Below are 14,458 nucleotides of genomic sequence, written 5' to 3'. Positions count from 1 at the left end.
GTGTTCGGGGCTGCCCGCCACGCGGGTAGCGTGGCGCGGGCCGGCCTTCCGGTGGGAATGGCGAGCGGCGGGGGCGTCGTGGTCCTGGGGGTCAGATGAGCTGGAGGGCGGGCGTGCGGGCGGGCGGCTCGGCGTCCTCGCCCTGGGTGTGCAGCTCCTCGCGGAAGGCCGCGAGGTAGGCGTCACGGTCGTGGAAGGTCGCGGCGAGGGCGTCGCCGTAGTCGATCAGGCGGCGGTGGGCCGCCCTGCGCGGCTCGTAGCGGGCGTGCATCAGGCGGTCCAGCTGCTCGGGGTCGCCGCCGGCCGCGCAGATGACCTCGGCCAGGATCTCCGCGTCGCGCAGGGTGTAGCTCATCCCCATCCCGGTCATGGGGTGGCAGGCGAAGGCGGCCGAGCCCAGCAGGGCGGCGTTGCCGCTGTGGTAGGCCGCCACCCGCATGGCCGAGACCTTGATCCGCTGCCAGGTGGCGGGCTGGAGGCTGTCGAAGACGTCGGAGCTCTCGCTGACGAACTTCTTCAGCTCGTCCACCAGGGCCGGGATGCCGTCCTGGAAGACCTCCTGGTCGCACTCGGGCGGCAGGCCGACGAACACCCTGGCCTGCTCCCGGCTGAGCGGGTAGAAGTAGGCGAGCCAGCCCTCGGAGCTGAAGTACAGCCGGTTGAGGCGGGCGACGCCGGGCGTCAGCGGCACGGTCGCCACGCGCATGATCAAGCGTTCGTACGGGAGCGTCACCTGCTCGATGCCGAGCGCCTGGCGCACGGCCGACCTGGTGCCGTCGGCGCCGATCACCACCCCCGCCCGCAGCCGGCGTCCGTCGGCCAGCGTCAATTCCTCCACCCCGCGCCCGCCGACGGCGATGTCGCCGATCCCGGCGTCGAACCAGAACTCCACGCCTTCCATCGCGCAGCAGGTGTAAATGAGCTCGACCAGCTCCCGGTAGGGGCGGATGACGAACCCGCCGCCGGGGAAGCGGCAGTCCTGGATCGGGTCGCCGTCGTGGTAGTAGCGGATGAGGTCACGCCTGAGGCCATGGCGCCCGACGAGGTCCGCCAGCCCGTGCCGGGCCAGCACCCGGAGTCCGGGAGGCTTGAGGAAGTCCGCGCCCGCGCTGGGGATGGACGGTCCCTGTTCGATGACGACGACGTTGTGCCCGCGGCGGCGCAGGAGGAGGGCGAGGAAGCAGCCGCCGAGACCGGCGCCGACGATGGCTACGTCGCACGATGTGGTTGCCATGACGAGGAGCCCTTCTGGTGGTTCTGGAACTAGTTCGGATTCCCGCGGGTGCCGGCGAGCGGGCCGGATTCGGCCGCCCGCTGCCGCGGGACGGCGTCCTTGGGGGGGTTCGCGGGGAGGGTGCGGGTCTCGGCAGGCAGCAGCGCGTCCGCCTCCGCCGCGACGGTGGCGAGGGTCATGCGCAGCTCCAGCAGCATCCGGCGCGGCACCTTGATCATGACGTCGCCGGGGTCGGGCCGCAGCCGGGTGATCTTGGTGAGGGCCAGCGCGCCGATGAGCACCGAGATGGCGACGCACATCGCGATCGCGCCGGCCAGGCCGCCGAACCCGCCGATGAGGGCAGGGTGGTCGATGACGAGCGAGACGACGGCGACGCCGACGGCCCCGCCGACCATGCGGGCCATGGTGGCCGCGCCGACGGCGGAGGCGTACTGGTGGGGGCGCGCGGCCAGGGTGGTCGCGACCGAGGTGCCGGGCGCCAGCGCGCCGACGCCCATGCCCACGACCACGCTCGCGATCAGGCCCCACACGGTGGGACCGACCTGGGTCAGGACGAGCACGCACGCGCCGCCGCAGAGCAGCGACCCGGCGTAGATGAGCCCGTAGGCGCCGATCCGCTTGACGAGCTTTCCGGCCAGGAAGCTCGTCACGACGACGGCCACGGACGTGGGGGTCAGCCACATGGCCACCTCGAGCATGGGGTAGCCGAGGTGGAGCAGGTAGAGCGGCTGCACGGTCAGCAGCCCGTACGACAGCGCCCCGAACCCCCAGGTGGCCAGCCAGCCCCAGACGAACCTGGGCCGGCGCCACAGCGCGAGGTCGATGGCGGGCAGCCGGTGGTGGCGGGCCTGGGCGAGCGCCCCGCCGATCAGCAGCAGGGCGGCCAGCCCGAGCCAGGCCACGTCCATCCCCCAGGCCATGGCCTTGGAGATGGCGAGGACGACGACCGCGATGCCGGCGGCCAGCAGCCACGCGCCGAGCACGTCCGGCAGGCCCTTGGCGGCGGCCCGCCGGCCCGGCGGCAGCGCGGCGCAGGCGACCAGCAGCGCGACGCCGATGACGACGTCGGGGACGAACAGCGCCCGCCAGTCGACGGTGGCGGCCAGCCAGCCGCCGCCGGCCTGCATGAGCAGGCAGCCGAGCCCGGAGGCCGAGCTCCACAGCGCGATCGCGCCGCGCCGCTCGTGCTCCGGCAGCTCGCCGAGCAGCAGCCCGAGGCTGGCGGGGATCATCGCCGCGGCGCCCGCGCCCTGGACGGCCCGGGCGCCGAGGACGAGCGACCAGGAGTCCACGCTGACGGTGGCGATGCCGCCGAGCACGAACACCACCAGGCCGACGGCCAGCACCCGGCGGCGGCCGAACAGGTCGGCCCAGCGGCCGGCCGTGGCCAGCAGCGCCGCGATCGGGATGAACGCCGCGCTGGTCAGCCAGACGAGGTCGCCGAGCGGCATGCCGGCGCCCGCCGGCGTGTACCGCAGCACCCCGACGGCCAGGGTGGTGGCCGTGGTGTCGGCCATCACGGTCAGCATGACACCCGCGCCGACCAGGCGCAGCATGACGCCTTGGCGGCGGTTCAGGACGGTCGTGCTCGTCCCCCGTGCCGGTGACGGACGCACGTGGTCACCTCCAGCTAGCTATGGTCGGTCCGCGCCGGCCGCGCGCTCCGGCTGCGCGGCGGCGGGGATGGGACTGGTCGATGGTGGCGGGGCTCAGGCGCCGTAGCGGCCGGGCGAGAGCAGGCCGTCGGGGTCGAGCGCCGTCTTGAGCCGGTGCAGCATGCCGAGGCTGGCGGTGCTGGTCTCGGACCAGACGTCGGCCGCGGCGTGGTCGATGTCGGAGCGGTAGATGGCGCAGCCGTGGGCGCGCAGCAGGCAGTTGCCGTCGTTGCGGAGCTGGTGGGCCCGGTGCGGGCCGCCGGGGGCGCCGCGGTCGAAGAAGATCTGGATGACGCCGTTGGCCAGGTGCCGGCCGACGACGTTCCACTCGGCCATGAGGGCGGTGCCGTGGGCGTTCACGGCGCTCTGCAGGGCGTCCAGGATGCGCCCGGTGCGGCGGGCGTCGGTCGGCATCAGCGGCATCAGGGCGAGGAAGCCGAGGCCGCCCTCGTCGATGAGGTCGCAGGAGGCGACGCCGAGCGCCTTGCGCACGCCCATGCAGGTGGGGATGCCCTGCGACATCAGGGCCCGCGGGTGGAGCGGGTCGCCGGGCTTGACCTCGGCCGGGTCCAGCACCTGCAGCGCCTCCGCGCCCTCGACCTCGGCCAGCGCCTTGCGCAGCAGCTCCTCGGCCAGCTCGACCGCGGCGGAGCTGCCGAGCAGCGGCCCCATGACGGCGAAGGTGTCCAGGTCGACGCCGGCGGGCAGCCGGTGGCCGCCGTCCACCGGGGTCAGCGCCAGCTCGCGGACCCGCAGCATGCCGTCGGCGGGGTTGCCGCGGCGCACGAACCCGGCGACCGCGTCGAGCGCGACGGCGGCCTGGTGGCGCGGCAGCCGGCCGTAGACCATGCCGATGGTCTCGGGGCGCGGCACCAGCGCGACCGCCATGGCGGTGACGATGCCGAGGTTGTGCTGCACGAACGCGGCCGTCAGGTCGGGCCCGGCGACGCGGCCGTGGTAGCGCCCGGCCGGGTCGAGCCCGCCGGTGGTGACGACGCTGCCGTCGGCGAGCACGGCCTCCAGCCCGGCCACGTCGTGGACGCGGGAGCGGAAGGTGCCGTCGCCGCGGTCGAGGGCGTTGCCCACCACGGAGGTGTCGGCGCAGGAGTTGGTGACGTTCAGCATCCAGGGGGTGTCCCGCAGCGCCTCGGCGAGCTGCCGCTGCGTCACGCCCGGCTCGATGATCGCGAAGCCGGTCTCCAGGTCGATGCCGCGGATGCGGTTCATGCCGCTGAGGTTCACCACGACGTTGTCGTCGGTGACCGGCATGGCCGAGCCCATGCCCCAGTTCTTGCCGGTGCTGATGGGGTAGAGCCGGTGCCGGCTGGCGCTGGCGGCGCGGACGAGGGCGCGGACCTCGTCGAGGGTGCGCGGGGACTCGGTGCCGGCGATGGAGCGTGGCTGGTGGCCTCCGACGTCACGCGGCATCAGCTCGACTCGCGTCAACTCCTGCATGGTGGTCTCGGTTCCTTTCAGGCGGTGTGCTGGAGCAGGTCGTCGATGGAGCCGATGGCCTGGTGTGACATCTCCCTGATCTCGAGCAGGCGCTGCTCGGTGAACAGGTCGGGAGCGGCGCTCAGCTCGGGCAGGTCGAGCGTGCCGGGGGGCGGCGTCTGCACGGGGAACTCGCGCAGGGCGTACGGGTGACGGCGGGGGCGGGGGGCGTCGCCGTCGAGGGACTCGTGCCGGGCGCGGCCGGGCAGGTGCGGGGGGGTTCGCATGACGGGGCCTTTCTCACCGGATGTGGGGCGGGGTTCTTCCGGGGTCGGCCGCTCGCCGTTGAGCGGCGTCTGGGTCAGCTCGCGCCCTCCTCGCGGCCGGCGTGCCCGGCCCGGGGAGCGGCGGCGGCGGTCGCGGGGGTCGCCCGCGTGACGCCGTGGTCGGCGGGATCGAGATCGACGAGCCCGGGTAAGCCGTGCCCGGCGACGCTGTGGTTGATGACGCTCGCGGCGATGCGGCGCTCGGCGAGCCCCATGTGGGGACGGCCGCCGGCGGGGACGGGCCGGGCGGCCGAGCCGCGGATCATGGAGCTGGCGTGGACCCAGCGGCGGGTCTCGGCCAGCACCTCGCGCTGGGCGCGGCGCAGGTCGCCGTGGCGGGCGTGGTGCTCGCACACCGCGCGGGCGAGCACGCGCGCCATGACGAGGTGTTCCTCGCAGGCGGCGGCGACCTTCGCCTCCAGGCCGATGACCTGGGCCAGCAGGAGCTGGAGGTGGGCCAGGCCGGAGCTGCGCTCGTAGCCGCCGAGCTCGGCCAGCCGCTCGGGCCAGCGGAGCCGGCGCTCGATCGAGGCGCAGGTCGCGGCGACGATCTCGGTGGCGGGGGCGGCGGCGGGGTCCTGGCCCTCGATCTGGACGGCCCGCTGGGCGGTCTGCTCGAAGCCGGTGAGGCGGCGCAGGCCGCTCTGCAGCAGCCGGACCCGGTTGTGCAGGCAGGCGGCGCTCCAGCCGAGCACGAGCAGCCGGTCCTGGTCGGCCTCGCAGTGCCAGCCGACCAGGGAGACCTCGCGGGCCATGCGGTGGTGCAGCACCCAGGCCTCCTGCTCGGCGGGCGGCACGGGGCTGTCGATCCACACCTGCAGGCCGCCGGGCGGCAGCTCGCCGACGCCGATCTCCAGTCCCTCGGGCGCGACCCTGGCGCAGATGCGGTGGACGACGCGTTGCTGCGCCGCCGTCTCGGGCGCCACGGGCACCGTGCCGTCCCAGAGGGGCGGCATTCGCTGTGGGGCCACTTCCGCCCTTGGCTCGACGCTCATCTGAGGCCACCTCCTGACCCACGGGCCGGATCGTTGCTCTGTAAATTCACACTTAATAGTGCCGCTCTGATCGTGGGCATGGGGAGCTTTTCTGTCAACTGGCACTTAACTGATCGAGTATGTTTGCCCGGGCGCGGATCAGGTACGCGCCGCGCGGCCATGCTTCGCGCAGGTGAATCCCGGGTTACCGGCGCCGGGTGATCTAGAGTCCGAACGGTCGCGCAAGTGTGGGAGAACATCCGAGGAGCCGAACCGTGCCGGTGCCCAGAGCCGTGGTCGCGGCCGTGGTGGCCGCCTCCGCCGTGCCCGTGGCCGTGGACGCGGCGCAGGCAGGAGGCGGCTACTGCCTGCTACCGGATCACTCCCCGACGTCGGCCCCTAACCTGATCGCCAGTGCTTCCTCACCAGACTGGATTCATCCGAATCCGCCGCCCGCCGAGCGCGAGCCGGCCGAGCCCGAGCGGCTGGACTTCGCGGGCTTCCCCAACGTCTCGGCCCTGGACGTGGTGGACCGGCGCGGCCGGCCCGCGCAGAAGGTGATCACCACGTTCACCACGAACGTCGACAAGGTGGTCACCCTCACCAGCGAGGCCGCCGTGTCCATGGACGGCGGCGTGACGTTCGGCCCGTCCGGGGCGACGCCGCTGCGCGAGTCGCCGGTCGAGCTGCTGGACGGCCGGTACTTCGCCACGGAGTACTACCTGCGGCGGACCGGGCCGCACACGGCGCTGCTGGGCGTGCTGACCTCGTCCTCCGCCGAGGCCGAGGACTGGGTGCGCGCGGAGGCGGCGCTGAGCACGCCGGGCGAGCTGCTGCCCGGCGGGGCCGCGCACGGCGTGCCGGTGCAGCTCGCCGACGGCACGATCCTGATCACCGTCTACGCCCGTTACCAGGACACCGGCACCTACCAGGCCGAGGTGTACGCCAGCCGCGACGGCGGCCGCACCTTCGCCCGGCGCGGCGTGATCGCCCGCCCCGAGCAGGGGTTCGCCTACAACGAGGCCGCGCTTGCGCAGGTCGCGGACGGCACCCTGCTCGCGGTGGTCCGCCGCGACGGCGGCCGCTTCTCGACGCTGCACCAGGCCCGCTCGGTGGACGGCGGCCGCACCTGGACCGCGGTGAGCGACCTGCGCCTGGCCGGGATGGACTGCGTGGTGCGCGGCGTGGCGCCGCGACTGCTGCTCATGCCGGGCGGGATGCTCGTGCTGAGCGCGGGGCGGCCGGACGACTGGCTCGCCTTCTCGCCGAACGGGCTCGGCTACGAGTGGCGGGAGCCGCAGGTGACGTACCACAACCGGGACGGGGTGTGGGACACGCACGGCTCCTCCGGCTACACCGGCGTGGCGGCGCTCGGCCCGCACCGGCTGATCCAGGTGTTCGACAACTGCAAGCTGGCCGGGGTGGGGGCGGACGGGCTGCTCGACGAGACGGCCTGCCCCGCGCACGGCCGCTTCGAGGAGGGCGGCTGGTACGCGGTCAAGCGCCGGCTGTTCGACCTGGCCCCGCCCGCGCCCGGCCGCCTGGACCTGGCCGCGATGCACCGGCGCGGCGGCCTGCGGGTCTCCACCACGCTGCGCTGGGGCGCCCCCGACCGGCCGCGCACCCGCCCGTCGGCCGCGCTGGACGGCAGCACCGCCTACTGGTCGAGCGCGGTCATGCGCGACGCGCGCGCGGGCGGCCCGCGGGCCCGGCCGGCCAGGTACGTGCTGCACCTGGACCGGCAGTACCGGCTCGGCCTGGTCGGCCTGAGCCTGCGCCCCGGGCATCCGGCGGGCGCCCGCGTGTACGTCTCGCGGGACGGGCGGGCGTGGGGCGAACCGGTGCTCACCGTCAAGGACCGCACGGATTACGCGATGCGTTATGAGCGGGTGGCGGAAACGGGGCGGCACGTGAAAATCGTGCTCACGCCGTCGCGGGACTGCGAGCCGGAAATCGGCCCGAGGTGCGCAATGCTGAACGAGGTCGAGCTTTATGCCGACTGAACTCCAACATTTCCGCCTTGTCGGAAAATTTGGTCAGATGTCCAGGCCGAGCCGGTCATGGCGGCCGGTGCGCGGCGCCGGGACGGCCGGGCCCAGGCCGTAATGACGATAAAGGGCGACCTCCTCCGGCGCGGTCAGCAGGCCGTCCACGGCGACGCCCGGCGCTGTCCTGACTTTCTCGCCGTCGAAGGCGAGGACGATTTCGCCCGCCGTGCGATGACTGCCGGCGAGCGGCACGAAAGTCTGCCGCATGCCGAGGAATCCCCCGCGCACGGTGACCCATTCGGCGCGGCCGGTGTGGTCGTTGAGATACACCTGCCCGACCCGGCCGAGCGGCTCGCCGTCGCAGCCGACGACGTGGCATTCGAGCAGGGTGCGGATCTCCGTCTGCGTGGCCACGAGCTTCCCCCCGAGGTGGCGACCTTGGTTCAAACTGGACAAATACCCCATATCACCGCCGAGGCACACCTCCGCGGGCGGAGTTTTTCGTCCTGGTCCAAGGTGCGGGCTGGTCCGAGGCGCGGGCTAGTCCGAGGTGCGGGCCAGGGAGGCGTCGCGGCCCTCGCGTGACCCCTCGTACGCGGCCTGCCGCAACCGTCCCAGCCAGCGGGGCGCCGGACGCAGGTCGGGCCGGCTGTTGAGCACGGGGTCGAAGGTGAGGTCCTGCCCCGGCAGCGCGGTGTGGACGCGGAGCCGGCCGAGGTAGCGGCCGCCCGCCCACAGGTGGAACACCAGCGGGCCGCGCGTCAGGGCCCGGGGCAGCAGCGCGGGGTCGGCGGGCACCGGCGGGCCCTCGGGGCGGGCCACCAGGAGGTGGCGGCAGGTGCCGTACACGTACTTGGCGATGCTGGAGTAGGGGCCGGCGGTGAAGCCCGGCCGGGGCCAGGGCAGCGGCCCCAGCGCGGTGGACAGCAGCAGGTCCACGCCGTTCGGCAGCCGGACGGCCAGGCCCAGCACGTCGGGCAGGCGGCCGGGCAGCGAGGCGCCCTTGGACAGGCGCACGGGCACCTCGTGGTCGCCGGGCTCACCGAGCCGGGCGGCCTCGACGGTGAGCGTGCCCCGCAGCAGCAGGCCGCGCGGGTGCAGGGCCCGGCCGCGCCGCAGCCGGGCCCCCAGCCGCGCGGCCAGGCGGGCGAGAGGCGGAGCCGGGTCAGCCGCCATGCGCCTTCTTCAGCGCCGCCAGATGCTCCTCCAGCTTGGGCTGGGCCTCCTTGGCCAGCGCCACGACGGCCTGGGACGAGCCGTCGGAGATCTGCTTCTTGGTGGCCTTGATCGCGGCGTTGTGCGACTTCGTCATGCCGGCCAGGAAGTCCTGGTCGAAGTCGGCGCCGGTGGTCTCGCGCAGCTTGTCGGACAGCGCGCGCTGGTCGGCGGAGGGCGAGGTGGGCAGGTCGACGCCGAGCTGCGTGGCAGCCTGGGTGACCTTCTGGTCGAGCGCGGTGTGGTCGTCGATCAGCATCTTGCCGATCGACTTTACCTCCTTCGCCGAGCCTTTGCCCTCCGCCAGGCGGCCGACCTGGATCTCGGCCATGTTGCCCTCGTGGATGGTGCGCAGCCAGGTCTTGTCCTGCTCGGACGGCTGCGCGTCGGTGTGCGGCGCGACGGCCGCGGTGTTCGTCGGGGCGGTGCCGCAGCCCGCGAGGGCTGCGGCGGCCAGCAAAACGGTCAGGCGAGTACGCATGAGCATTCCTATGACAAGGGCGACACTGATCCACTACGCACAGTAACCGCCCAGGGCAGGGATGCTCCGCATTCGCGCGGCCCGGCGCGTCCCGGCGCTCGTGATGACTACGGCTGGCGGTCCGGCATGTCCTTGACGAACACGATGCCGTCGCTCGTGGTCAGGTGGGCGGCCTCCAGCGGGAAGTAGCCGAACCAGGGCGACTCGCGGGGGGCGGGCGGCGCGGCGGCGAGGGAGGCGGCCAGCCGCCGGCCGTCGACCACCAGGGGGTCGTCCGGCAGCCCGTACAGCAGCCCTTCGACGGTGTCCGGCGGCGGCGTGTCCACGCCCTGGTGGCGGATGGTGCCGAGGGCCGTGGCCAGGAAGGCGTAGTCCGGGCCGAGGTGGGCGGCGGCGATGGCGCCCGCGCCCCACCACTCCAGCGTGTGGCCGTCCATCCGCATGGTGCCGGCGTGCCGCTGCAGGTGCAGGTTGTGCGCGTGGACCAGCACCGGGCCGCGCCCGGCCGCCTGCCCGGTCACCTGCCCGGTCACCTGCTCGGTCAGGGCGAGCAGGTGGCCGGCCATCAGCGTGTCGCGCAGGCTCGACAGCCGGGCGAAGCGGGCCGGGCCGTCGCCGGCCATCGCGTGGTGGTAGCGCAGCAGGCCGGTGGCGGCCCGGCCGTACAGGCGGGCCCGCTCCCACTCCTCGCGCGAGGACGCCGCGATCAGGCGCGGCGCGTGCGCGTCGAGCAGCGTCACCAGCTCGTCGGCGAGCAGCCGCAGCTCCGTGGCGGCGGGCGAGCGCCCGATCGACCGGGACGGGTCCCGCATGGCGGCGGGCTCGGCCCACGCCTCGTCGGGGCCGAGCAGGCGGTCGAGCGTCCCGGCGGTGCAGGGCAGCAGCACGGCGTCCAGGGCGGCCGCGAGGTGGGCGTACAGCTCGGTGAGCGCCTGCCGGGGGCTCTCGGCGTGGGTGATCTCCATGGGGCCGTCCATGCCGGCGAAGCGCACCCGCTCGGCGGCCGGCCGCCCCTCGTTGTGGGCGCGCAGCCAGGCGACGAGCTCGCGGTTGCCGGGGGCCGCGCCCCAGCCGTGGCTGAACCCGCGTTCCATCACCTCGTCGAGGTCGCCGTCGCCGCCGGTGACGTAGTCGTCCACGACCAGGGCGCGCAGGCAGTGGCTCTCCAGCACGATCGTGCGGTAGCCGTGCTGCTCGACGAGCTGCCGGAACAGCTCGTTGCGGAGCGTGAGGAGGGTGTCCTCGCCGTGGGTGGGCTCGCCCAGGGCGAGCAGACGCGGGCGGCCGGGCAGCAGCGCCATGACGGCCGCGGCGTCGGCGCCGCGGACGTGGTCCTTGAGGTCGGTTTCCATACCTTCGACGGTATCGTTGAACATCCGAGTGAAACCTTGACGCGCGTAACGGCGGCCTGCGGCACCGAAAGTCTCAAACGACGTGGAGAGGGCGTGGCCCGTCGCGCGTCAGGTGAAGGCGAGCTCCAAGGTGGTGTGGCGCTTGCGGATGACGGTGCCGGCGGCGGGCGCGCGGGGGCCGGGGTGCGCGGTCACGCGGAGGCGGCCGGCGTGCGGGCGGCCCGCCGCGTCCCAGGCGGCGACGTGCCCGGCCAGTTCGGCGGCCAGCCGGGGGGCGTCCTCGCCGTACCCGCGGGCGACCAGGACGTCCTCGCCGGGTCCGGCGTCCTCGGCGGCGAGCACCGCGAGGCCGCCGGCCTCGGCGAGCCCGGCGGTGATCGTGGGCCGGCCGCCCCGCTCCGCGCCGTACCCGCTGAGCACGCACCAGCGCGGCTCGTGCAGGGCGAGCCACAGCGCCACGCTCGTCGCGATCACGGCCGTGCCCTCGGGCCCGGCGGGCCCGGTGCGGACCTCGGTGCGGATCCCGGTGGGGCGGGCCGCCAGCGCGGCGCCGAGGTCGCCCAGCTCGCGCGGCTCCGGCAGCCTCAGCGTCAGCCCGGCGTCGCCGGCGCGCAGCGGGACGAGGGCCTCGGGCCCGGCGTGCGGGCCGCGCATGCGCATGAACCCGCACGGCCGCACCGACCTGCTCACCCACCGCCCGCCCTCGCCGTCACCTCCGGGGTCGCGTTCGAACGCCACCGACACCTGCACGCCGCGCAGGTCGAGCGGGACGACCAGCCGCCCGTCCGGGCGGAGCTGCGCCGGCCAGGCGGGCGGCAGGTCCCACACGCCGACGGTCGCGATCAGCCGGTCGTACGGCGCGCCCGCCGCGTGGCCCTCTCCCCCGTCGCCGCACACCACCTCCACGCCGGACACGCCGGCCACCGCCAGGTGCTCGCGGGCGCGGGCCGCGGTGTCCTCGTCGATGTCCACGCTGACCACGTGCCCGCCGGGGGCGGCGAGCCGGGCCAGCAGCGCCGCGTTGTAGCCGGTGCCCGCGCCGATCTCCAGCACCCGGTGACCGGGCGCGACGGCGAGCTGGCCGAGCATGGTGGCCATGATGGCGGGCTGCGAGGAGGAGCTGATGGGCTGCCCGGCCGCGTCGCGCTTGGTGACGATCGGCTCGTCGCGGTAGGCGCCGGCCGGGTCCGTCCCCGGCACGAACAGGTGGCGCGGCACCGCCAGGAACGCGGCGGCGACCGGCTCGCCCACGTCCTGGCGCTCCCGCAGCAGCGTCACCAAGGCTTCCCTGTGCGTCGCGAAGTCCATGCCCCATTGTGGCCGCGCCGGGCGGGCGTTCCGGGTAAAGATCCGGGGACGGAGGGTTGAGCGCGGATCGAGGGGGAAGGGTGGCCAACTCCTGAACGTCGACCGTGAGGAGGAGCCGTAGTGCTCACCCTGACAGCCAACGCAGCCCAGGCGATCCGCGATCTCACCGCGACCGCGCCGGAGCCCGCGCAGAGCGGGATCCGCATCTCGTCGGAGGGGGAGAGCGCCAACGCGCTCACCCTGTCGCTGGCCACCGCGCCGGAGCCGGCGGACGCGATCGTGGAGTCGGAGGGCGCGCGGGTCTACCTGGACCCCGTGGCTGCGACCGTCCTGGACGACAAGTCACTCGACGCCGGAGCCGATGACCAGGGCAGCGTGTCGTTCCTGGTCACCGAGCGCACGACCTGAGGCCTGCCCCGCCGGGCCCCTTCCCGGGCCCGGCGGGGGTCTCACCTAGGCGTCGGCGTCCGCCAGCAGCTTGTGCAGGTAGCGCACCTGCTCCTCGCTCTGGTACCCGCCGCCGCCCTCGTGGTTGTTCCAGGGCCACACGACGATCTCCTTCGGGCCCTGCCAGTGGTTGTAGGCGGCGAACACCGTGGACGGCGGGCACACGTCGTCCATCAGCGCCACCGAGTAGAGCGCGGGCACGCGGCCCCGCGCCGCGAAGTTCATCCCGTCGAAGTACGCCAGGGTGCGGAACACCTGCTCGGCGCTGTCCCTGCGGGTGGCCATGAACCTGACCAGCTCCTGGTACGGGTCCCGTCCGGTGATCTCCACGGCGCGCCGGAAGTGCGTCAGGAACGGCACGTCCACCAGCGCCGCCTTGACCGCCGGGTGCAGCGCGGCCGTGGCCTGCGCGATGCCGCCGCCCTGGCTGCCGCCGGAGACCACGATCCGGCTCCCGTCGACCGCCGGGTGCTCCAGCGCGGCGTCCACGGCGCGGACGGCGTCGGTGAAGACGCGCCGGTAGTAGTAGTCCTCGGGGTCGAGGATGCCGCGGGTCATCATGCCGGGGGCCTGCGGGTTGGCGCCGCCGTGCGGGTCGGGGGTGGTGCCGGGGCTGCCGACGTTGGCGCCGCCGTGGCCGCGGGTCTCCATGACGAACACGGCGTACCCGGCCGCGGGCCACAGCAGGTGGTCCTTGGGGAAGCCGCGCCCGCCGCTGTAGCCGATGTAGTGCATGACGCACGGCACGGGGTCCGTGGCGCCGTGCGGCAGCAGGAACCAGCCGTTGATGCGGTGGCCGCCCCAGCCCGCGAACGACGCCTCGTACACCTCGACGCCGGCGAGCGGCAGGTCGTACGGCGTGTACTCGGCCGCCAGGTCGTGCTGCCGGGCCTCGGCCAGGGTGCGGGACCAGAAGGCGTCGAAGTCGGCGGGCTCGTCGCGGTCGGGGAGGTAGGAGCGAAGCTCCTCGAGCGGCAGGTCGAACAGTGGCACGGATGCTCCAATACCTGGTAGAACGATGCTGATATTTCACCTCATCGCGTCGGAAAGCGCTATCCCACCTTCTTCGCCCTCTCCTCGGCCGGGCCGCAGCCTACTCGACGTGCCTTGTCCCTGTTTGTCTGGGTAGGAACGATCACGTGAGCGAATACGTGATCGAGATTCCCTACTCGCACCTGTATCCCGGCCTGATCCTGGACGCGCCGGCGGACACCGACGACTTCCTCGTCCTGTTCGGCGACGACACCGAGTCGCGGGCGCAGCTCATGCGCGACGAGGCCGGCCGGCCGGTGCTGCGGGTCGGCGGCTACATGACCGCCCGGGGGACGGTGATCGACGAACGACTGTGGAGCGTCCGCGAGACCGCCCGCCACGGCGACCGCCTCCGCCTCCGCCTCGGCCGCTCCCTCCCCTGACCCCGAAGCCCCGGCCCCCTGCCCAGGAGACCCGAGCTTTCCCGCCCCGGAGACTCTGCCCGGAACTGGAGGCGCCGGCTTCTCCGGCCGGGAGGTCGCCTGGCCGCCGCGCGGGCTACAACCTGAGCCCGGCCGCCCGCCAGCCGTCGCCGAGATCGACGTCCGCGACCTGGACCAGCCCCGCGGTCCGCACGCACTCGGCGAGCTCGCCCGGCTCGATCCGCCCGTCGCAGCCGGGGGCCGGGGCCACGAGCCAGATCCGGCCGCCGTGGGCGAGCGGGCCCGCCGCGTCCATGAGGGCGTCCACCAGGTCGCCGTCCCCCGCGCGCCAGCGCAGCAGCACGACGTCGGCGATCTCGTCCGCGCTCTCGTCCAGCACCTCACCGCCGCTCCGCGCCGCGGCGGCGGCCCGGACGCCGTCCAGGAACGAACCGGCGGCGAGCGGCCAGTTCCGCGTCTGCACCACGGTTCCCGGATGGACGCCGAGCCGGTCGGCGGCCTCGTCCTTCATGAGCTTCTGACCTTTCCTCGCTTCCCTGACCGCAACCGGCAACGCTACGCCAACCCCGCGCCTCCCTCTCACCGGACATGTGAAATGTCCGGTCGGCGACGCACCGGGGTTGCGTACG

At 74.1% G+C, this 14,458-nt stretch carries 15 protein-coding genes; 3 read left to right on the top strand and 12 right to left on the bottom strand.

Going from position 1 to position 14,458, the window contains the following annotated elements; genetic code table 11:
• Positions 1–91: 91 nt before the first annotated feature.
• The 5 genes from MF672_RS35820 to MF672_RS35800 form a co-directional block, all read right to left on the bottom strand.
• The gene (locus tag MF672_RS35820; protein WP_242376326.1) at positions 92–1,234 is read right to left on the bottom strand and encodes an FAD-dependent oxidoreductase; all 1,143 of its coding nucleotides are present in this window, start codon (positions 1,232–1,234) and stop codon (positions 92–94) included.
• A gap of 29 nt (positions 1,235–1,263) precedes the next feature.
• Positions 1,264–2,790, bottom strand: coding sequence for an MFS transporter (locus tag MF672_RS35815; RefSeq protein ID WP_242376325.1), 1,527 nt, complete (start codon positions 2,788–2,790; stop codon positions 1,264–1,266).
• Positions 2,791–2,943: 153 nt separating this feature from the next.
• The gene (locus tag MF672_RS35810) at positions 2,944–4,335 is read right to left on the bottom strand and encodes an FAD-binding oxidoreductase (RefSeq protein WP_242376324.1); all 1,392 of its coding nucleotides are present in this window, start codon (positions 4,333–4,335) and stop codon (positions 2,944–2,946) included.
• A gap of 26 nt (positions 4,336–4,361) precedes the next feature.
• Complete coding sequence (locus MF672_RS35805) at positions 4,362–4,610, bottom strand: hypothetical protein (RefSeq protein WP_242376323.1); 249 nt, start codon at positions 4,608–4,610, stop codon at positions 4,362–4,364.
• A 74-nt stretch (positions 4,611–4,684) separates the two neighbouring features.
• Positions 4,685–5,605 carry a hypothetical protein gene (locus MF672_RS35800; protein ID WP_247815588.1) on the bottom strand — a complete coding sequence of 307 codons (921 nt, stop codon included), beginning with the start codon at positions 5,603–5,605 and terminating at the stop codon, positions 4,685–4,687.
• Positions 5,606–5,898: 293 nt separating this feature from the next.
• Here MF672_RS35800 and MF672_RS35795 point away from each other — a divergent pair, with 293 nt between their 5' ends.
• Positions 5,899–7,626 (top strand): sialidase family protein, encoded by a 1,728-nt coding sequence (locus MF672_RS35795; protein ID WP_242376321.1) that lies wholly within the window; start codon positions 5,899–5,901, stop codon positions 7,624–7,626.
• A 33-nt stretch (positions 7,627–7,659) separates the two neighbouring features.
• On the opposite strand, the gene MF672_RS35790 is transcribed toward MF672_RS35795, so the two are convergent.
• The 5 genes from MF672_RS35790 to MF672_RS35770 form a co-directional block, all read right to left on the bottom strand.
• Positions 7,660–8,025: a PRC-barrel domain-containing protein gene (locus MF672_RS35790; RefSeq protein WP_242376320.1), complete on the bottom strand. Its 366-nt coding sequence runs from the start codon at positions 8,023–8,025 to the stop codon at positions 7,660–7,662.
• A gap of 126 nt (positions 8,026–8,151) precedes the next feature.
• Complete coding sequence (locus MF672_RS35785) at positions 8,152–8,787, bottom strand: hypothetical protein (RefSeq protein ID WP_242376319.1); 636 nt, start codon at positions 8,785–8,787, stop codon at positions 8,152–8,154.
• Positions 8,777–9,307 carry a DUF4142 domain-containing protein gene (locus MF672_RS35780; protein ID WP_242376318.1) on the bottom strand — a complete coding sequence of 177 codons (531 nt, stop codon included), beginning with the start codon at positions 9,305–9,307 and terminating at the stop codon, positions 8,777–8,779. Before MF672_RS35780 ends, MF672_RS35785 begins: the two co-directional genes overlap by 11 nt.
• Positions 9,308–9,414: 107 nt before the next feature.
• Positions 9,415–10,659, bottom strand: coding sequence for an erythromycin esterase family protein (locus MF672_RS35775; RefSeq protein WP_242376317.1), 1,245 nt, complete (start codon positions 10,657–10,659; stop codon positions 9,415–9,417).
• Positions 10,660–10,767: 108 nt separating this feature from the next.
• Positions 10,768–11,937, bottom strand: a complete 1,170-nt coding sequence (locus MF672_RS35770) for a methyltransferase domain-containing protein (RefSeq protein ID WP_242376316.1) — start codon at positions 11,935–11,937, stop codon at positions 10,768–10,770.
• Between the two features lie 150 nt (positions 11,938–12,087).
• Here MF672_RS35770 and MF672_RS35765 point away from each other — a divergent pair, with 150 nt between their 5' ends.
• A complete protein-coding gene (locus MF672_RS35765) occupies positions 12,088–12,375 on the top strand; it encodes a Fe-S cluster assembly protein HesB (protein ID WP_242376315.1) in 288 nt (95 codons plus the stop codon).
• A 45-nt stretch (positions 12,376–12,420) separates the two neighbouring features.
• Here MF672_RS35765 and MF672_RS35760 read toward each other — a convergent pair whose 3' ends face one another.
• On the bottom strand, positions 12,421–13,407 hold the full coding sequence (locus MF672_RS35760) for an acetylxylan esterase (protein WP_242376314.1): 987 nt from the start codon (positions 13,405–13,407) through the stop codon (positions 12,421–12,423).
• A gap of 146 nt (positions 13,408–13,553) precedes the next feature.
• Here MF672_RS35760 and MF672_RS35755 point away from each other — a divergent pair, with 146 nt between their 5' ends.
• Positions 13,554–13,829, top strand: a complete 276-nt coding sequence (locus MF672_RS35755) for a hypothetical protein (protein ID WP_242376313.1) — start codon at positions 13,554–13,556, stop codon at positions 13,827–13,829.
• 115 nt (positions 13,830–13,944) lie between these two features.
• Here the strand turns inward: MF672_RS35755 and MF672_RS35750 are convergent, their stop codons facing one another.
• Positions 13,945–14,340 carry a DUF3052 family protein gene (locus MF672_RS35750; RefSeq protein WP_242376312.1) on the bottom strand — a complete coding sequence of 132 codons (396 nt, stop codon included), beginning with the start codon at positions 14,338–14,340 and terminating at the stop codon, positions 13,945–13,947.
• Positions 14,341–14,458 lie beyond the last annotated feature (118 nt).

This window comes from Actinomadura luzonensis, assembly GCF_022664455.2.
GTDB classification, from domain to species: Bacteria; Actinomycetota; Actinomycetes; order Streptosporangiales; family Streptosporangiaceae; genus Nonomuraea; species Nonomuraea luzonensis.
This window is presented reverse-complemented; position numbering and strand designations above follow the sequence as displayed.